This is a genomic window from Syntrophomonas erecta subsp. sporosyntropha (assembly GCF_055395365.1).
Window position 1 is genome coordinate 2,631,506 of record NZ_AP042459.1, and the last position, 17,226, is coordinate 2,648,731.

Here is a 17,226-nt window from a genome sequence, read left to right on the forward strand (position 1 = left end):
AAACAGGAGGGGGCAATATGCAACGTAAAAGGTACTCACAAGAATTTAAAGATCAGATTGTTAAAGAATCTCTGGAAGTTGGCAATGCCGCTATTGTGGCCCGGAAGAATGATTTATCTGCCAACATGGTCAGTCGTTGGGTTAGAGAACATAAGAATCACAATAGTATTGGAATAGGACCAATCCCTGTTAGAATCGGACCATATAATCAAAGCGCTAAAGCATTGGAATCTGAAAACGAGAAACTTAAAAAGTTGCTGGGCGAAAAAGACCTTGAAATAGCCATTCTTAAGGATCTTGTAAAAAAAACGAACCCACAATTCAAGATAAAGTAGATATATCCAGCAAATGGATATCAAGAGGATATCATAAAACCCTTGTATTGCGATTGGTCGGGCTTAGCCGCTCAACATACTATTACCATTTGAAGCATCCAGTTTCTGCACTTAATCACAGAGGCGGCCACCCGACAACTGCAAGTACCTGCACTAACGATGGCAGATTTGTAAGCAATGAACAGGTTAAAGAATGGCTTTGTGAACTCATCTTCGCTGAAGGAGAATACTATGGTTACCACAAATTAACCTGGGCGCTCAGACGGAAATACCAGCTTATCATCAATAAAAAGAAAGTATATCGTTTGTGTAAAGAACTGGATATATTGAAACCGCAGCGTAAACTTAAAGCAAAGCATCCCAGACGACTGGCACGGAACCATGAAATTACTTCTTCAAATCGTCTGTGGGAAATCGATCTCAAATACGGCTATATTACTGGAGAAAACCGTTTCTTTTATATTCTGCCTATCATAGACGTGTTTGATCGGGTTATTGTGGATTACCACATCGGCCTAAACTGTAATGCTCAGGATGCTGCACGTACTGTACAGGCAGCCATGTTTAAACGTCAGGTATATGGAACCGATGATTTAGTCATCCGAAGTGACAATGGGCCACAGTTTATCAGTCATCATTTTGATGAAAGCTGTATTAAATTCGGCGTTGAACATGAGCGTATTCCTTGTCGTACACCCAATAAAAATGCTCACATTGAATCTTTCAATGCCATCCTAGAAGGAGAATGTCTGAGCAAGCATGAATTCCAAAGTTATGCCGAAGCTTACGATACGGTAAGCCAATTCATAAAAGACTACAACGCAGTGCGGATTCATTCCAGTTTGAAATATCATACTCCAAATGAAGCGTACCACCTGTTACAGCAGAAATCCTTAAAAATCCAGTCTGTAAGGGTATAATAATGATCCTGGCAAAGCCAGTTTATATAAATTTTCAAATTCTAAGTATCAGCCAGACATTAAGAGTTTTTGTACAATATTAGGGGGTCAGTCCGGTTTCTTGCAATTACTTAGGCTAATATGATTAAGCAAAAGAGGTGGCATAATGTCTAATAAACCCCAAAACCTATATATTTTAATAGAAGGAGTATTAGACCAAGGTTTAGCTTTTGTTGCATCATATCTTGAATCAACTCTGGAAACGTCTATAATAATTGCTGATTATAATGGGCGTATTTATTATCCGGAGATAAGTGATTGTCATATTAGTGTTGATGATTTCTTTATCAATATTCCCGGTCAAGCTAAGCGTAGAGAGTATTATTTTAATAAAAAAAGCAAAACACTTTATTATCGTATTAACTATAATAACTCTAGTGCATATGTTGTAGTTAAAGGCCGCGAACCCCAGATTTTTTCTTACCTCTCGGTTCTTAGAGTAACGAGATTAGCTATAAAGTGTTACTTCTGTAAATTGAACAAAAACAAAAAATCCTTCGAGAAAGCTCTTCAACAATACTTTTTAGGCCAAAGTACCTCTAGCATGGAAGATATTCTCCAATTAAGTGAACGAAATTTAAATATCTATGAATCCTATTTTGCTTTATTAGTCCGTAAAGAATCTGCGTATGATGAAATTGATTGGCATCTGCTTAAGTCATATTCTAATGAGTTTTTTAAAAAAGAAGGCTATGACATAATCCCGGTTATAGGTAATGAATGTCTAATTATGCTAATTCCTGTTTATGAGGGAGATAAAGAATGGCACAACCTTAAGGCTGTTTTGCCGCAAAATATTACTAATTATAAAGTAATGGTTGAGGAACGCTTTAGAATTAGGATTTGTATTGGCATAGGACAAATCTACCCGCTTAGTAATATATTAAAAAGCTACCATGAGGCTCGCATAACTGTTGCTCTTATTCATTTAACCGGTAAAAATAGTCTAATTCAAAAGTTTTCAGATTTAGGAGTGTATTATGGTGTTTTCTCCCAGGATGTTCATGCCATCAAAGATTATTGTTTACAAAGGATAGGTTTATTAGTTGAACATGATTGTAAAAATGAAGGTGAGTTACTGCCTACATTACGGCAATTACTTGATTCATGCGTAAATATCAAATCAACCGCTGACAGCCTCTTTATTCATGTTAATACTCTTTACTACCGGATGAACAAAATTGAACAGATTTTAAATGTCGATCTTTCGCAAATGGAGACTCGAGTAGAATTGTATACTGCTATAAAGGTGTGGGATACCCTTAAGGCTACAGGTTACCTAGATACTATGAAGGCAGAAGAAATATCAACTGGGTTTAAGCCGGTCAATATTGGCGGTTAAAATAAGTATTTAGCTGGATATTTAGTTATTCTTAAAAATAGCCCTACCAATACCCTTTTATAAAGCTGGCCACCCTGGCATTAAACCTACCGCATCTTAAAAATGCATTTTGGGCATTTTAACGCTAGCTTTTTGCTATGTTCGCCCTTTTTGTTATCTAAAGACAACTGTCATGAGCCGGTGACTTGTGGCTGAAAACGCTATTAATGCTATGTCCCAGGATTTGAAGATAGGCTCTCTGGCATAGCATTGGTAATAAAATCAGGAGGCAATTTTGCTTCAAAACTGCCCCCTGATTTTTTCCCTTTTAGTTACCGCTCATAAGTTTTAGTTTGTAAACCATTGGGTAACATACAAATACTGTCCTTCCTGGTAAAAACCCAACCCTAATTTACCGAATCCCGGGTTAAGAATATTGGCTTTATGACCTGCTGAATTCATAAATGCATTATGGGCACCTTTTACACTAGTGTTTTTAGCTATATTCTCCCCTGCTGTCCTATAGGTAATACCCTGACTTTTCATCATTTCAAAGGGACTACCATAGGTCGGTGAAGTGTGACTGAAATATCCGTTAACTGCCATATCGCGTGACTTGAGATAGGCTCCCTGGCATAGCTTTTGGTCCAGGGTTAACGAAGGCAAATTGGCAGATGCCCTTTCCGCATTTATGTAACCCAGCATCTCTTTTTGCATAGCAGAGAAATTTGCCGGTTCCTGTGCTGGTGCCGGAGTTGGCTCGGGTGCAGGTGTTGGAGCCAAGGGTTGTGTCGATACAGGTGCCGGTTTTGCAGGAACCGGACTCGGTTGAAAAGTCGGTTGCTTTGGCACCGGTACTGTTTGTGAAGGAACCCGGGTCAATGTTTTCCCTCTGCTGTTGTAGATTACTCTTACACTCTTTTGATCAGCATTATCCCATCTTGGGATCCGTATAGTCGGGAATTGGTGCTTGACACTGGTACTTCTTGAACGACATAAATCGCTCCTTAATACCAGCCGTGTACCCTGGGATGAACATACCTGATTTGTCTCAGCCTTGAGACTATGTATGGGTACCAGGATAAGAAAAAGGGCTATAACAGGTACTAGAATTTTTTTCATAGCCATACCTCCTTTTCCTTAAATTAACTGAATATATTACCGTATGGCTAGTTGAAAATTCTACCAGTATTAATCCAAGATAGGTTAATTAAGGGAGTATTGGGCAATGAACACACTTGCCGGAAAAACTTGCCAGTGGATTTAGTAGGTGGTTTATGGCACCATCACGTTTAATCTGGTTTTTATTTAAATTTATTAACAATATTTATAATAGCATCTCCGTATTTACTGCATTTCTTTTCTCCAAAACCTTTAATCTGCATTAATTCCTGACATGTTTCCGGCATTAGTGCAATAATTTCTTCGAGCTGAGCATTGGTATATATATAATACGGCAACCTGTTTTGGCAACTTAACCGACTTTCACTGCAGTACCGCTGGCGGATACCATCAGCATCCCGTCTCGGATTACTTCGTAATCAAGGTCAATACCTACCACAGCATTGGCCCCTAGCCGACGGGCCTTATCGGTCATTTCATCAATAGCAATCCGGCGGGCTTCGCTTAGTTTGGTTTCGTAAGCACCGGAGCGTCCCCCTACAATGTCGGTGATACTAGCAAATATATCCCTAACTACATTGGCGCCCATAATGGCTTCACCAGCCACCAGGCCCATATATTCACGGATGGTTTGGCCTTCTATACCAGGTGTAGTTGTCAGAATCATAGATGAAAATCCTCCTTTTCAATTTTAAAATATATTATCATAATCTTATCATAAGCCGAAGATCATTATACAAAATTTTCTAAGTCCACCTAGCCTGAAACAGTCAGCCGCTCACTAGGTTAAAAAATTGTCGCGGGTAAAAGTATTAGTAAGGTGCTTTAGTGACATTACTTATTGAAAATGCCGATCTTTAGACGTGGGAAATCTATAAATAAAGACAGATATAGTTGATTGTTAACCGACCCGCTTAATGTGGATTCAATTAAAAAATAGTACCCTATTGAAAATAACAAAAATTTGGTTTATTATAACAAAAGAACATAGGGGAGTAGTTCAGCGGATAATATCAACAATCTCGTCAATTTTTTGTCTGGTATTATCGGGCAAAGTATTTATTTTGCTAAACGAGACCTATGGCACATTCTTATGTAGTGCCATAGGTTTTTTTATTTTGCACAGAAATGGAGGGCCGTTTTTTGTTCCTACTAAACAATTTAGCTAGTTGTAAGGAGGCTATATAATGGAATCGGCTTTATTATTTCAATATGGTTGGTCATTGTTAATAATCATTGCCTTAGAAGGTTTATTAGCTGCTGATAATGCTTTAGTAATGGCGGTTATGGTTAAGCATTTACCTGATGAACAAACTAAAAAAGCATTGTTCTATGGACTGGCTGGAGCATTTGTATTTCGCTTTACCTCTCTTTTTGTTATCTCCTACCTAGTTGATCTATGGGAAATCCAAGCTATAGGAGCAGCATACTTATTGTTTATCGCTGTTAGTCATATTTATAAAAGTCATATTAAAGATAATAAACCCGGTGATGCTAAGGATGAAACTAAATGTAGATCTAAAAAAGCCCCTGGCTTATGGGGAACGGTATTAAGGGTTGAACTGGCTGATATAGCCTTTGCTGTAGATTCTATTCTAGCTGCTATAGCATTAGTGGTTAGCCTTCCGGTTACAAATCTGCCTAACATTGGCGGTATGGATGGTGCTCAATTCTTAGTCGCCTTTATAGGTGGTTTTATAGGTCTCATTTGTGTAAGATTTGCTGCTACATATATAATAAGCCTGCTAAAACAAAAACCAGGATTAGAAACTACTGCATATCTAATTGTAGGATGGGTGGGGGTTAAACTGGCAATTCATTCGCTGGCCCACCCAGGATTACATGTCCTATCCCCTACTATACCCCATTCACCAGTTTGGAAAATAACTTTCTGGTTAGTTTTAATAACTATCGCTGTAGCAGGATGGTTCCTATCCAAAGATGAATCAAAAACGGTACAAAATGCAGCTGCGATTAAAAAGGCAGTATAAATATTTATAAATACTAAGGAAAGGAAGCAAAGGGACCGCCCCTTTGCTTCCTTTTTTTAGAAATTCTTGTAGGTTGTTTCTCCGAGCTTTAGTCCTATACTGGTCTGGGGGGGACCTGCTTTGTAGTTATCTGCCCAGATATGGCAAATAGGTTTATTGAGTTGTTCGGCTCTATCGACAATTGGGGCGATAACTGAATTCTGGTGCTTTTGCCCGTCCCATACTGCAATTAGAATATCACTTTGTTCAGCAATAAAGTGCCCGGCCTTAAGGTATGCAGCCCAGCGGGTAGGTGAAGGAGACATTTCAATAACTTCAATGGCTCGCTGTGATAACCAGTACTTAAATTCCTGCCGTAGTGCTGCTCCCTCACTATCGACACGATAATCGTCAGATGGGCCAAAATCATCTATATACTTATCCTTAGAAATCGGCAATATCGCTATTAACTGGGATGCTTTCCGGTTTAATAACTGACGGGTTACCATACGGTCAGCTCCCTTTGCTAATGAAGAGTAAACTGTCATATAGTGCTTGGGTACACGATTTTCGATAAAACCAATCACTTTATCTACGGCTTGCTCTAATTTAGCTATCTGGCTTTGATCCAGCTTGGTATGTCCTACAACACCGATTCTGAGCATTTCTCGGTGTCCTAAATAGGTTAAATCATTAAATTCTTTAACATTTACATGCATTCCTAAAATATGATCAGGTGGTAAACATGATAATTCAAATTTACGTTTATCAGCTATACTGCTCATTTTAATCAGATTTTCCATTGACCGGGCACCATGAGAATACTTAGTTACCCTTAAGAAAGCATCCAGAACGCCGGCTTCGATTTCAAACTCATCATCGGTTTTAATCTGAGGGGCATAAGTATCCAGGTATTGTCTTAAAATAAAGGCCCTGCGGATCGTGTAAAGCCTATCTTCCACTGTGTTCGGATCTCCGTTGATTCCTTTGATGTTTATATAGGCACGTAATCGACTGATAAAGTCTGGCTTTTTAGCATTACGATCCTCCAGGTTGTCTCCCATTTGAAAATCTTGAAAAGAATATCTAGTGGCACCTGCAAAAACATGAATACCGCCACCCAAAGGATGAGAAACTCCCTGATCAGTAAATACTCCATCCTGCATGGGAGCCAGGAAATAGCGTAACCATCCTAAGGGCTGTCCGGCACAAGGTGTATCAAACTCATCCCAGAATACCAAAGGCAGTTTGCCTTTTAAATTAAGATCTCGTACCTGATGAAAGGCGGTCTGCAGCTCTTCGTAAGACTCAAATTGAGAAAGGTTAAATGTTAACTGAGCATCTTCCGCTATACCCAGCCCTTTGGCTATTTCTTTCACCACAAAAGATTTACCTGATCCGGGAGGCCCAAATACCGCAACACAAAGGGGTAACTCCGGATTCTTTATTCCCAGATAATCCTTCATGGCATTATTTACGCTGCGTACCCCTTCTATTTCCTGCCGGTCTGCACTGGACCAGGCACCGATTGTTTCGATGGGAACATCAGCTAGGGCTTCCAGGGCTCCTTTAATAACAATGTCTCTGGCACATTCATTGACAGCGCTCTGCGGATCGTGTGAGAATCCTTCAGCTTGCTGTTGTTTTAGTAAAGTTTCTTCCAGAATAGTCCAATTGTCCCGATTCAATTTACTGGTTAGGATATGGTTTTCCAGAGTAAAGGTTCCCAAATCACCAATCTGCTTATAGAGCACACTTTCTTTTTTCTTTTCAGTAGATCTTAACTCCCAGTAGGTTTTAGCAATGGCTTTACCCGGGAATTGCAGATGTTTATTTCCATCGCACTCGATAACTTCATAACCAAGAACATGAAGTTTACGAGCTAATTTAACTCCAGTACAGGTCGCCTGGGTCCAATTTATTGTTTCCGGGTTTTGAGCCCAGTCAGCCGCCAGTGCCCCTACTAAACATGTGTTGTAACCCATAATTTGTCCGGGAAACAGGCTGGCAAAATCACCTTCCTGGCCACTGCGATCAAAAATTAAGGTGCTTTTATCCTTGCCGACAATTACAGCCCCACTAGCACCAATACTAACAATAACCTGTTTATATTTTAAATGTTTACCTTCCTGGTCAACAAAAGGACACTGCGTACTGAATACAGCCGTAACTACCTCGTCTAGCATCCTTTCCCATGACAATGATATTCCTATCTTGACAGCACAGGAACGCAGGTCGCTTAAAGTAGTTAATATGGTGGTTTTATCTGCTAACCCTAATTCAGCAATCCTAGCAAGCAAAGGATTGCTAGGATCATCATTATATTGACCTAGTTTATATATAATATCACCAGGTAGTTTTTCTCCGGAATCGTCAGATAAAACCTCCGGCCATCCCTCTTTATTATTACGAAAGCCCAGATCACTATCATGAATTATTAATAAATCTGGATAGCCATTTAGCTTTGCCGAAGCATAATCCCAGTTACCTGGTTCAAATTCAAGCCATTTTTCTAAACGAAAAGAGCTATGGACAAAACCTGGGTTAACAAAATCCTTCCACACTGTCCAGGAGGTCGTTATATTATTATCCTTAGGTCTATTCAGTAACTCCTCATCTATGGTTACTCCTTCAACTCTAGCCAATTTTTCAGAAATCATTTCATTTAGCAATCGGAGGATCATGGCGGTTCCCCCTGGATTTGAACTTAATCGTACCCTGGAAACCTCATTTTGTTTTTTCCAGTAATATACTCCGCCTCGTACAATGATATCTTCGTTATGGATTCTAAACCAATCTACTGTAGGGTCACCACATACCTGTATGAGTTGGTCCATTATTTTCGCCTCCCCTTTTATAAGTCATGATTCCCCTCATTTTAAACCTGGTACCACTCCCCTCCCCGGTTGGGGATTTTCTATACATACTATTAGTTTATAATGAAATCCAGTTTAATTGGAATATTTCATTAACAAAGGGCTGCTAAAAAAGGAAATCCCTTTCTTAAGCAGCCCTTAAATTACCTTTGGTGGGAAGGTTTTGCCTAACCCCTTACTTTGCCTTTCTCCCCTTCTAATAGGGCTATATATTTTATATCTATGCATCCAGATGAAAAGATGCATTAATTGTTCAAAAGAACATAGGTTAATATATAGGAGTTGATAGCAAGAAGCTGCGGGCAAACGTTTGCAAAACTGCTTTTTATTTAAGATACGGCAGGAACCAAAAAGATTAGCTATCATAAATATTGCCAAAAAGTGTTGATTAATAGTACCATTTATGCTAAACTTATCCAAACTAAATATAAACTCCGAGCCCTTTAAACCTGTGGCGATAAGTTATGGTTTTTGGGCCGATGGGTACACCTGGAAACGGTTGTGCCTCCCGTGTTTTGGAAAGGAGTAAAAGAGGAAATAAAAGGACAGCTTTCGTATGCTCTTTTTGCAAAACGTGCTGTCCTTATTTTAATTTATAATTTAATAATTCTCCGAGCCTCTGAGCCTGTGGCTATAGGCTATGGTTTTTGGGCCGATGGGTGCACCTGGAAACGGTTGTGCCTCCCGTGTTTTGGAAAGGAGATATGACCAACCTGCTTAAAACAGGTAATAAATAGTCGTGTCTTTTTTACCAGATGCGACTATTTTTTATTCAATCCCAATCTTTTTCTTCCCGCTTGCATCCCCGCAAGCGGGTACCTTTTAAAAATCACCGGGATTAATTTTACTTATAAATAATCCCGGAACATATAATAAGATCCTCCACTAGCGGGGGAAGTTATTTTCCCCCGAAGTCTAGGATAAAATCATTAACAAGGAGGTGACATAGTTTATCAAAAATAGCCTGATAGACTACACAATGGGGAGGGATTGATTTGAACACAGTAGTCAGTGAGGGCATTATCAAGGTTACAAGCCAATGTAAAGCTTGTGACCATTGTTCCTTCATTTGCCCTACTGGTGCTATCAGTGGTACCTTAGGCCAGAAGCACCAGATTAATGTGGGTAAATGTATTAATTGCGGACAATGTCTGATAAGCTGTCCATTCGGGGCCATAGAAGATATCAGTATGGTAGAACAGGTCAAACAGGCTCTTAAAGATCCGCGCAAAACTGTAGTGGTACAGGAAGCCCCTGCAGTTAGGGTGGCTTTGGGGGAAGAATTCGGACAACCTCCCGGCACTAATGTAAAGGAAAAAATGTATGCTGCCCTAAGAAAACTAGGATTTGACCAGGTTTTTGATACCGAATTTACTGCCGACCTTACTATCATGGAAGAAGGCACCGAACTCATTTACCGGGTTTTTAACGCCCTGGGGGTTGAAGGATATGAAGACATAGGGCCTCTACCCCAGTTCACATCTTGTTGTCCAGCCTGGATCAAATATGCCGAAGATAAATTTCCCCGTATATTGCCCTACATATCTTCGGCCAAATCTCCACAGCAAATGTTTGGCCCTATTGCTAAAACTTATTTACCAGAAAAGCTGGGGGTTAACCCGACCGATATATTCGTAGTGTCGGTAATGCCCTGTACCGCTAAAAAATACGAATGCAGCCGGCCGGAAATGATAGCCAGCGGTTTTCAGGATGTTGATGCAGTGATTACCACCCGCGAACTAGCCCAAATGATAAAAGAAGCTGGAATTGATTTCCTTTCTTTACCAAATGAAAAAGCTGATCGTTTTATTGGATTATCAACTGGTGCAGCTACTATTTTCGGAGCGACTGGTGGGGTTATGGAAGCGGCTTTACGTACCGCTTACGAACTTTTAAGCGGTGAAATCCTCGATAAAGTTGAATTTAAAGCTGTTAGAGGCATGCAGCCCGTACGGGAAGCCACGGTAGAAATCCCGGTTAAACAACTTGGTAAAGTAATTCCAGTTAATGTCTGCATTGTAACCGGTATCAAACATGTAGACAACATTATAGAAGATGTTCTTAATGGACGTAGTAACTATCATTTCATTGAAGTCATGAATTGTCCCGGTGGTTGCATTAACGGCGGTGGACAACCGATAAGAAGAGACACCTACTGAGGGGGGGATTAGAATGAGCATATTTTCCGAAAAAGCTGGTATTACCAGAAGGCAGTTTGTTAAAGGTACTGGTATGCTGGCCGTAACAGCAATATTTGCAGGTGTCATGGCCAAAATTGGGGTAGACGTTTTTGCCGCCAGTTCCGACTACATTTCTGAAAGGGCGGCGGGACTTTACAGTCTGGATGAAAAAATGGCTATAAGAAAATCTCATGAAAATCCAGAAATTATCCAGCTGTATAAAGATTTCCTATCCCCCGGAGAAGTGAAGCCAGTAAGTGAAAAAGCCCATCACCTGCTCCATACCAGGTATGGTAAAGATATCCCGGGGTTGATTGAAGAACTGCAGCAGCATACGCTTAAAAATGCTGTATAGGGGGGGAAGAAAATGAGTGACATTCAAGGCAAAGTTTTAAAACATGGTGAGCAAACTCGCACTATGCACTGGATTCATCTAATCTGCTTCCTGCTTTTGGGACTAACCGGTATTGGATTTTACTTTGATCTGAATGGAATAAGCAATATATTTGGCGGGGCAGCCAATGCCTCACTGGTGCACAGGTGGGCTGGAGTAGTTTTTGCGGCCGGCCCCGCCATTTATATTCTACTTAACTTTGAAAGATTTGCCAAATTTATCGATACTATTTCGACATTTACCAAAAACGATATCCAGTGGCTTAAAACTATGGGTGGTTACCTACCTTTTCTCCATGGTTATGTACCACCTCAGGATAAATATAATGCCGGTCAAAAACTGCTGGGATGGTTGGTTATCATGGGTTGTATCCTGCTGGTGATAACCGGTTTTCCCATGTGGTTGTGGCGTGGTATCTTACCTGCCGTGCTACTCAAACTCTGTTATACTATTCACTTTTGGGATGCTGTTGTTATGATACTAGCTATTGGTGGACACTTCTTCCTGGCGGCCATCCACCCAAAGTCCAGGGTGGAATTTGGATCTATGATGCTGGACGGTTACGTTGATGCCGCCTTTTCTTCCGAACATAACGGCAACTGGTTTGCTACTCTGGAAAAAAGGGCTTAACTATTAAATAAGATAACTATATTTATATTTAGTCGAGCTAAATATCCCGTATCACTTTTTAGGGTGGTACGGGATACTTTTTATATTATTTGTATCAGTAATATTTAAATACATCTTATGTTACGGTTCCACCACAGTAAAAATGGTATTCTCAAATTATATCGTAAGGCTCTATCCCTCCTTTAACCATCATTTCTTATGATTTTTACCAACTGGTAATCCATAATAGAAAAAATCATAATGTTTTTATTATAGGGCCCGCCATTCACGACTCTTATTACACTTTAATTATACTGATACTTGGGAATTAATAAAATAGCGACTCACTATCTTTATGATTAGTTCCCAAAGTTTCCTCATCAAAATAATAATCACTTACAAATTTAACAATAGAAATAAAATCTTCATCTGGGTTGATTATTTTGTATAATTCCATTTTTAGCTTCATTAAATTAGAAGGGGTAATAGGTCCCCGAAATACAGATTTTTGATGATGGTAAAGATACTTTTTACAAATTTTAAAAATTTTTTGAACCCTCATAAAAAAGAAAAACATAATTATAGTTATGTTTATTTGCTGCCATTACATCGACTCCCTTATACTAAATGGCCTGAAATTTTTCCCCTCTAATACACATTTTATTAACTTGTACGCATCTAAGCGAATAGCCGTTTCCATACTAACTTTACGCTTTAACTGTGGGTGATTTACTACAGAATCAAATCTTTGCTCAAGGGATTGGATAAATATCTTACGTCCAGATTCATTCAGCATTGCGTAGTTTAATTTTTTATCAAAATGTTTTTCAACACTTAGTTTCCGGTTATTGACATTATCGAAAATGGTTCTATATACAATGATTGGTTTAAATACTTCGCTTAAATCTAAAGATAATGAAAAACGTCGTTCTGCTGGTTCATGCAAAAAGCTTATAGTCTGATTTAAATGGGTTCTATAAATTTGCGATACAGTCTTACTATATAAAACTGAATTGCCAAAAGAAATAAGGGCGTTCATCGGATTATCTGGAGGACGTTTTACCCTTTTGTTCACTAAAAATGTTTCGGGGAGAAAAAACTTGAACGATTCATAAAATCTTCGCCACATTTCACCCTCAATAAACAAGACCTGTTTTATATTTAAGTTTTTTTGTAAAAATTTTGGTACGTCTTTTTTCAATGAGTCTAGAAATGGCTTTACCTCTTCTTTTCCATGCTTATAATAATGGTAGATTATATAATGCATATTATCAGCAATTCCATTTACTATTGACTTCGCAATTTCCATTCTTCGTTCCTCATAAGCTTTAGCCTGCATAATAGTCAACCTACCGCTAACTAATTGCTCACGTGGATAAAATGTACCTGTGTAATAACCATAAAAATTAAAAAAATGGACGATTACGCCGGCTTTAGACAGCAAATCTAAAACTTTTGTATTCATGTTAATCTCATTTAGACAGTAAATTTCTCGAATGTTTTCAATGGGTATGTAGATATTGCCAATATCGTTTTTGAATACTAGACTATTATCCTTGCGCTTTAGCTCTCCCATACTAAGCAAGTATTTTGTTGCTTTAGGCACATGCTCTCCTCCTCCCTAAATAAAGCAATATTCATAATATGAACATCGCTTACATTTCGCACTAGAAATTGGAGAATCCGGTAAGGGGCCTTGAATGTATTCATCAACTTCTTTTATAATTCGATCAAGTCGACTTTCGATTTCTTCAGTCAATTCAACATACACGATTTTATGAGTCTGTTTCTTCTTTTCATGAAATATGATTTTTCCGTTGCGTTTAATCCCTTTTCCTTTTAATACCTTGAGATAATATAGGGTTTGCCATTTTACTGCTTCTACATCCGCATCCGATTTTTTTAGTTCCTCAAGATATTCGTTGGTTAGTTTATCAACTCTTATATTTCCGATAAGGACTTCACTCTGCTTGTTATCTTGTAGTTTTAATTCGTGAAGAACCTTGCCGATACGTACGTCCTCGCTATTGTCCTCCATGTTAATGCGATTGGCAAAAAGCCAACATTGCCTTCGGCAATGAAAATAATAATTAATCACAGTACCAGAAATATTCATAAGCACAGCCCCTCACTTGCCTCTTGATACCTTTCTAGAGAAAATTTTTTCATGTTTGTTAATGGATCACTTTCCATCATTAACTCACCATTAAATACGTAATAGGTTTCTCCAATACAATCATCATACAATTTAGGGCTGCCTTTGTATGAAAATGTAAAAAAACTCATCTTTTCTTGTATGGCTGATATTTTCACCCGGCGTTCCGCATACTCCATTTCCTGGTCATAAATTAGTTCCTTGAATTGCTCCCATATTTCCTGTCCATTTAATACACTGCCATCATCGAGCTGGAGCTTATAATTTATAAACAATGTGCAGGAGGTATCTTCGATTAGCTCCATATCTTCAGCTAACTCCTGGAAATCGAGCTGCCTTACTTTATTTAAGAAAACATCTATGTGGTTATTGTTTCGTTCATTTTTACATTCTTTTAATCGCTGTAAAACCAATGAATAAAATTCTCCAAAATCCTTGTTCCTGAGTAGTCGACGAAGATTCTTGTCATTTAGATCTTTTTCCAAACGAAAGTCATGTTTATAAATTGGTTTTGCATTATCCATATCAAAAAAATAAACCCAACAGTCTTCACGCAAGCAAGAACGATTAATTCTTCCCATCAGTTGTTCTTCTGCATCGAGCAAAGAAATATCTTTGAACCCGAGGTCCATATCAATATCGATCCCGGCCTCAATAACCTGGGTAGCGACCACTATTACATCATTAAGAACAAAATTTTTATCGGCATCCTTCTCATTTAACATGTTAATAATCTTTTGACGATAATAGCGATGGTCATCACCAGTCAATTCTATGACAGGAACGATGCCTTGATAATTCTCATATAACTGATGATAGAATGAACGAGCTGATTTTTTATTTATAAACTCTATAAGTATCCGGCTTGGTCCATGATTCTGGTGCAGCGACACGATATAATCCTGCAATTCTTCAATAGAAATCTTACCTTTATCAAGTAAGTCATAATTCACCTGTACCCGGTCTTTAAATAGAGGATTCTCATAGTACCTACGACAGTTAGGGAGAAGTTCTGCGGTAACCTCATTTTCACCTAAGAGTCGGTCAAGTTTTGGTAATGTAGCTGACATAATAATAATTTTAATATTCATGAATTGACTAAAAGCATTAAGAAAATGAATAATTTCTACCCAAATATCATTACGGTAACTTTGGATTTCATCTAAGATAACTACACTATTGCACAGATGCGTAAAGGCTAAATTTGATTCCGCGACCGGTACCGAAAAGATAATTAAAAAAATTTACGTGCGAGGTGACCGTAATCGGGTATTGAAGCATTTGGCGGCGTAATACTTCTTCTTGATAATCAATAAAATCCTCTTCTTCTTTTTTTTCCAAGTCATTTACAATAGGTGTTATCGAATTAATTAACTGAATACGATAATCATTTTGAATTTCTTGAGGAAAAACTTTATCCAGGCTATATTTAGTTTGCTCCACCAAAGTATTAAAAGGAAATACGTATATTATCTTGTTAACCCCAGGATCGTTTTCTAGTAATCGCAGGGCCAGATTAATAGAAACGTTTGTTTTACCGCTTCCGGTAGGGGCCTCAAGATAAAATATGTTTTTATCTAGGTTTCTTAATAGTTCATTTTCAGCATCCATAAATATATCCGATCTTAACGCATTGATGGGATTTGCGATAAAATGCTCACTATCTTTCTTATACGCTCTAATCCCTTGGTAAAGCTCTGTTCCCTTATACGAACTATCAAGTTTAGAAATATCCTGTTGGCTGAAATAATGAAATTCAGGCTTTTGTCCGTTTTTTGTATAAGTGTAGGTCCCGTAGAAATCACAGGCTACCAGGGTGGAATAAAGCAGTTTAGCCAGTATATACAAGGAGAATAGTTCATGTTCGTCATCATAACGTTGGTATTTTTTAAAGAGACTTAGTTCAAAGTTAGCACAGAGATTTTCCCGGTACCTATAATATCTTATATAATTCCGCTGTTTTGTAACCCGTCTTAGTAATCCTTTTAGGTTCACATAAAACTTGTCATCTTTATCGGATACGTGTTGCAAAAATGTATGATGTCTGGATATCATGTAGGCAAAAACAAATAGTACATGTCGCATGAAGCCTCGAAGCTCATCGTTACTAACCTTATTTGTTTCAGGTAAGAATAGATGCAAATATAGCAGGGCCGAAAGTAATGAATGTTTGTGATCAGTTTCTCTATCAATAAAATGGATAGTATTATTACTTAATTTAATGCGTTGATAAGCCGGATTTATTTTTCCTAGATCGTGTAAATATATTGCTTGTTCAAACCATCTGCGAATCATTGTCCTTTCCGGTAAAGGAAGGGATTGGTTCTGGAAACGTAGTGTCGCGATGATTTTTTCCAATTGCAGGTGCAAGCCATTTTCTTGCCCTAACTTATGATAGAAATACATTACCACATTGGCATGCTCGACCAATGTTTCCCCTTCATGGGCATAAATAATTTCCCCGCATGGTAAATCCAGATAGTCATCAATATGGACCATATACATCCTCCCTAACAATAAAAAAAGAGGGGGGAAGCCTCTTTTAAAAGAAAAACAGGTTTTTATTCTCACCTATATAAAGACTTTCCCCTTCGTTATATGTTTGTATTTTTCTGTTGGTAAAGGCCATGTTTTCAAAAATATAGCCATTTGTTACCTCATCTAACGCAATCGGTAAAAACTCCTTGTAAAAAAACGGTTGCCCAGTAAAACGTTTTTGAAATTCGGTTTTTCCCAAAGCAAATAAGGAGTCTATTTGGGTAAACTTTTTTGCCGGTTGTAATTCTATGGATCGTACATTGGTCAGATTGGCGAAATGATCATTCTTCCCCAAGTAGGGAATATATTTGCATTGACCTGTTAGTAGAGCCTTTTGTAACCTAATATACATTTCACTATTATCATCAAATATATATACGGTCCAGCAAGGGTTTTCTAACCACTGTTCATTTACTACAAGATTTTTTCCTGCTTCCTGTGATGCATAACCCACTGAGTTATTAAAGGTTTGGATTTTTTTAGAGAAGTAGCCCCGATCACCATGGGGAACTATGCAAAGTTTTAAGTGCTTTAACTTAATGTAGAAATCCGGATATATGTTCTCTGATTTAATATCTTGCTCATTTATGGCCCTATTTTGGGCATTATACCCGCCCAGCCCAAGTACAGCTCCAAACAAGCCCAGCAAAGCTACCTTGTGTATATGGTTGTACGTAAAATATACGTTAACATTAACATCAGGTTTGCGAAAACAGGCTGTTTTACCGCTTATCTCTAATGCAATAGCTTTCATTAGCTCACACCCC

Annotated in this window: 17 protein-coding genes and 2 riboswitches; of the genes, 7 read left to right on the forward strand and 10 right to left on the reverse strand. The window is 38.4% G+C overall.

Going from position 1 to position 17,226, the window contains the following annotated elements:
* Window positions 1-17: 17 nt before the first annotated feature.
* From ACZ5Q0_RS12780 to ACZ5Q0_RS12790, 3 genes are all read left to right on the forward strand, one after another.
* Window positions 18-335, forward strand: a complete 318-nt coding sequence (locus tag ACZ5Q0_RS12780) for a transposase (RefSeq protein WP_447182485.1) — start codon at window positions 18-20, stop codon at window positions 333-335.
* 53 nt (window positions 336-388) lie between these two features.
* The gene (locus ACZ5Q0_RS12785) at window positions 389-1,255 is read left to right on the forward strand and encodes an IS3 family transposase (protein ID WP_464827279.1); all 867 of its coding nucleotides are present in this window, start codon (window positions 389-391) and stop codon (window positions 1,253-1,255) included.
* 145 nt (window positions 1,256-1,400) lie between these two features.
* Window positions 1,401-2,636 (forward strand): PucR family transcriptional regulator, encoded by a 1,236-nt coding sequence (locus tag ACZ5Q0_RS12790; RefSeq protein ID WP_446820284.1) that lies wholly within the window; start codon window positions 1,401-1,403, stop codon window positions 2,634-2,636.
* Between the two features lie 327 nt (window positions 2,637-2,963).
* Here ACZ5Q0_RS12790 and ACZ5Q0_RS12795 read toward each other — a convergent pair whose 3' ends face one another.
* From ACZ5Q0_RS12795 to ACZ5Q0_RS12805, 3 genes are all read right to left on the reverse strand, one after another.
* Complete coding sequence (locus tag ACZ5Q0_RS12795) at window positions 2,964-3,737, reverse strand: CAP domain-containing protein (RefSeq protein WP_446820282.1); 774 nt, start codon at window positions 3,735-3,737, stop codon at window positions 2,964-2,966.
* A gap of 182 nt (window positions 3,738-3,919) precedes the next feature.
* Window positions 3,920-4,075, reverse strand: coding sequence for an HRDC domain-containing protein (locus ACZ5Q0_RS12800; RefSeq protein ID WP_446820281.1), 156 nt, complete (start codon window positions 4,073-4,075; stop codon window positions 3,920-3,922).
* Between the two features lie 14 nt (window positions 4,076-4,089).
* Window positions 4,090-4,404, reverse strand: a complete 315-nt coding sequence (locus ACZ5Q0_RS12805; protein ID WP_446820280.1) for a YbjQ family protein — start codon at window positions 4,402-4,404, stop codon at window positions 4,090-4,092.
* 520 nt (window positions 4,405-4,924) lie between these two features.
* On the opposite strand from ACZ5Q0_RS12805, the gene ACZ5Q0_RS12810 reads away from it, so the two are divergent.
* On the forward strand, window positions 4,925-5,728 hold the full coding sequence (locus ACZ5Q0_RS12810) for a TerC family protein (RefSeq protein ID WP_446820279.1): 804 nt from the start codon (window positions 4,925-4,927) through the stop codon (window positions 5,726-5,728).
* A gap of 56 nt (window positions 5,729-5,784) precedes the next feature.
* Here ACZ5Q0_RS12810 and ACZ5Q0_RS12815 read toward each other — a convergent pair whose 3' ends face one another.
* On the reverse strand, window positions 5,785-8,544 hold the full coding sequence (locus tag ACZ5Q0_RS12815) for an AAA family ATPase (RefSeq protein ID WP_446820278.1): 2,760 nt from the start codon (window positions 8,542-8,544) through the stop codon (window positions 5,785-5,787).
* Between the two features lie 459 nt (window positions 8,545-9,003).
* A riboswitch (molybdenum cofactor riboswitch) is annotated at window positions 9,004-9,125 on the forward strand.
* A 55-nt stretch (window positions 9,126-9,180) separates the two neighbouring features.
* Window positions 9,181-9,301, forward strand: a riboswitch (molybdenum cofactor riboswitch).
* 277 nt (window positions 9,302-9,578) lie between these two features.
* Between ACZ5Q0_RS12815 and ACZ5Q0_RS12820 the strand changes: the two genes are divergently transcribed.
* The 3 genes from ACZ5Q0_RS12820 to ACZ5Q0_RS12830 are packed head-to-tail and all read left to right on the forward strand — an operon-like array spanning window position 9,579 to window position 11,787.
* Window positions 9,579-10,742: a [FeFe] hydrogenase, group A gene (locus ACZ5Q0_RS12820; protein ID WP_447182583.1), complete on the forward strand. Its 1,164-nt coding sequence runs from the start codon at window positions 9,579-9,581 to the stop codon at window positions 10,740-10,742.
* Window positions 10,743-10,755: 13 nt separating this feature from the next.
* Window positions 10,756-11,118 (forward strand): iron hydrogenase small subunit, encoded by a 363-nt coding sequence (locus ACZ5Q0_RS12825; RefSeq protein WP_446820274.1) that lies wholly within the window; start codon window positions 10,756-10,758, stop codon window positions 11,116-11,118.
* A gap of 12 nt (window positions 11,119-11,130) precedes the next feature.
* Complete coding sequence (locus ACZ5Q0_RS12830; RefSeq protein WP_446820273.1) at window positions 11,131-11,787, forward strand: formate dehydrogenase subunit gamma; 657 nt, start codon at window positions 11,131-11,133, stop codon at window positions 11,785-11,787.
* A 307-nt stretch (window positions 11,788-12,094) separates the two neighbouring features.
* Here ACZ5Q0_RS12830 and cas2 read toward each other — a convergent pair whose 3' ends face one another.
* The 6 genes from cas2 to cas5b all read right to left on the reverse strand — a co-directional run bounded on the left by cas2 (window position 12,095) and on the right by cas5b (window position 17,213).
* On the reverse strand, window positions 12,095-12,343 hold the full coding sequence (gene cas2, locus ACZ5Q0_RS12835) for a CRISPR-associated endonuclease Cas2 (RefSeq protein ID WP_464827166.1): 249 nt from the start codon (window positions 12,341-12,343) through the stop codon (window positions 12,095-12,097).
* Between the two features lie 27 nt (window positions 12,344-12,370).
* Window positions 12,371-13,372, reverse strand: a complete 1,002-nt coding sequence (gene cas1b / locus ACZ5Q0_RS12840; RefSeq protein ID WP_446820271.1) for a type I-B CRISPR-associated endonuclease Cas1b — start codon at window positions 13,370-13,372, stop codon at window positions 12,371-12,373.
* A gap of 15 nt (window positions 13,373-13,387) precedes the next feature.
* On the reverse strand, window positions 13,388-13,882 hold the full coding sequence (locus ACZ5Q0_RS12845) for a CRISPR-associated protein Cas4 (protein ID WP_446820270.1): 495 nt from the start codon (window positions 13,880-13,882) through the stop codon (window positions 13,388-13,390).
* Entirely contained in the window at window positions 13,879-15,012 is a 1,134-nt protein-coding gene (locus ACZ5Q0_RS12850) for a hypothetical protein (RefSeq protein ID WP_446820268.1), read from the reverse strand. Before ACZ5Q0_RS12850 ends, ACZ5Q0_RS12845 begins: the two co-directional genes overlap by 4 nt.
* An 85-nt stretch (window positions 15,013-15,097) precedes the next feature.
* Complete coding sequence (locus tag ACZ5Q0_RS12855) at window positions 15,098-16,420, reverse strand: CRISPR-associated endonuclease Cas3'' (RefSeq protein ID WP_446820266.1); 1,323 nt, start codon at window positions 16,418-16,420, stop codon at window positions 15,098-15,100.
* Window positions 16,421-16,463: 43 nt separating this feature from the next.
* Entirely contained in the window at window positions 16,464-17,213 is a 750-nt protein-coding gene (cas5b, locus tag ACZ5Q0_RS12860; RefSeq protein WP_446820265.1) for a type I-B CRISPR-associated protein Cas5b, read from the reverse strand.
* Window positions 17,214-17,226 lie beyond the last annotated feature (13 nt).

What these genes read in the sequence shown, in the direction of transcription:
- ACZ5Q0_RS12850 (WP_446820268.1), bottom strand. Translation starts at nt 15,012, where the DNA reads ATGAATATTAAAATTATTATTATGTCAGCTACATTACCAAAACTTGAC.
- ACZ5Q0_RS12805 (WP_446820280.1), bottom strand. Translation starts at nt 4,404, where the DNA reads ATGATTCTGACAACTACACCTGGTATAGAAGGCCAAACCATCCGTGAA.
- cas2 (WP_464827166.1), bottom strand. Translation starts at nt 12,343, where the DNA reads ATGTTTTTCTTTTTTATGAGGGTTCAAAAAATTTTTAAAATTTGTAAA.
- ACZ5Q0_RS12830 (WP_446820273.1), top strand. Translation starts at nt 11,131, where the DNA reads ATGAGTGACATTCAAGGCAAAGTTTTAAAACATGGTGAGCAAACTCGC.
- ACZ5Q0_RS12855 (WP_446820266.1), bottom strand. Translation starts at nt 16,420, where the DNA reads ATGGTCCATATTGATGACTATCTGGATTTACCATGCGGGGAAATTATT.
- ACZ5Q0_RS12795 (WP_446820282.1), bottom strand. Translation starts at nt 3,737, where the DNA reads ATGAAAAAAATTCTAGTACCTGTTATAGCCCTTTTTCTTATCCTGGTA.
- ACZ5Q0_RS12810 (WP_446820279.1), top strand. Translation starts at nt 4,925, where the DNA reads ATGGAATCGGCTTTATTATTTCAATATGGTTGGTCATTGTTAATAATC.
- ACZ5Q0_RS12790 (WP_446820284.1), top strand. Translation starts at nt 1,401, where the DNA reads ATGTCTAATAAACCCCAAAACCTATATATTTTAATAGAAGGAGTATTA.
- ACZ5Q0_RS12825 (WP_446820274.1), top strand. Translation starts at nt 10,756, where the DNA reads ATGAGCATATTTTCCGAAAAAGCTGGTATTACCAGAAGGCAGTTTGTT.
- ACZ5Q0_RS12780 (WP_447182485.1), top strand. Translation starts at nt 18, where the DNA reads ATGCAACGTAAAAGGTACTCACAAGAATTTAAAGATCAGATTGTTAAA.
- cas5b (WP_446820265.1), bottom strand. Translation starts at nt 17,213, where the DNA reads ATGAAAGCTATTGCATTAGAGATAAGCGGTAAAACAGCCTGTTTTCGC.
- ACZ5Q0_RS12815 (WP_446820278.1), bottom strand. Translation starts at nt 8,544, where the DNA reads ATGGACCAACTCATACAGGTATGTGGTGACCCTACAGTAGATTGGTTT.
- ACZ5Q0_RS12845 (WP_446820270.1), bottom strand. Translation starts at nt 13,882, where the DNA reads ATGAATATTTCTGGTACTGTGATTAATTATTATTTTCATTGCCGAAGG.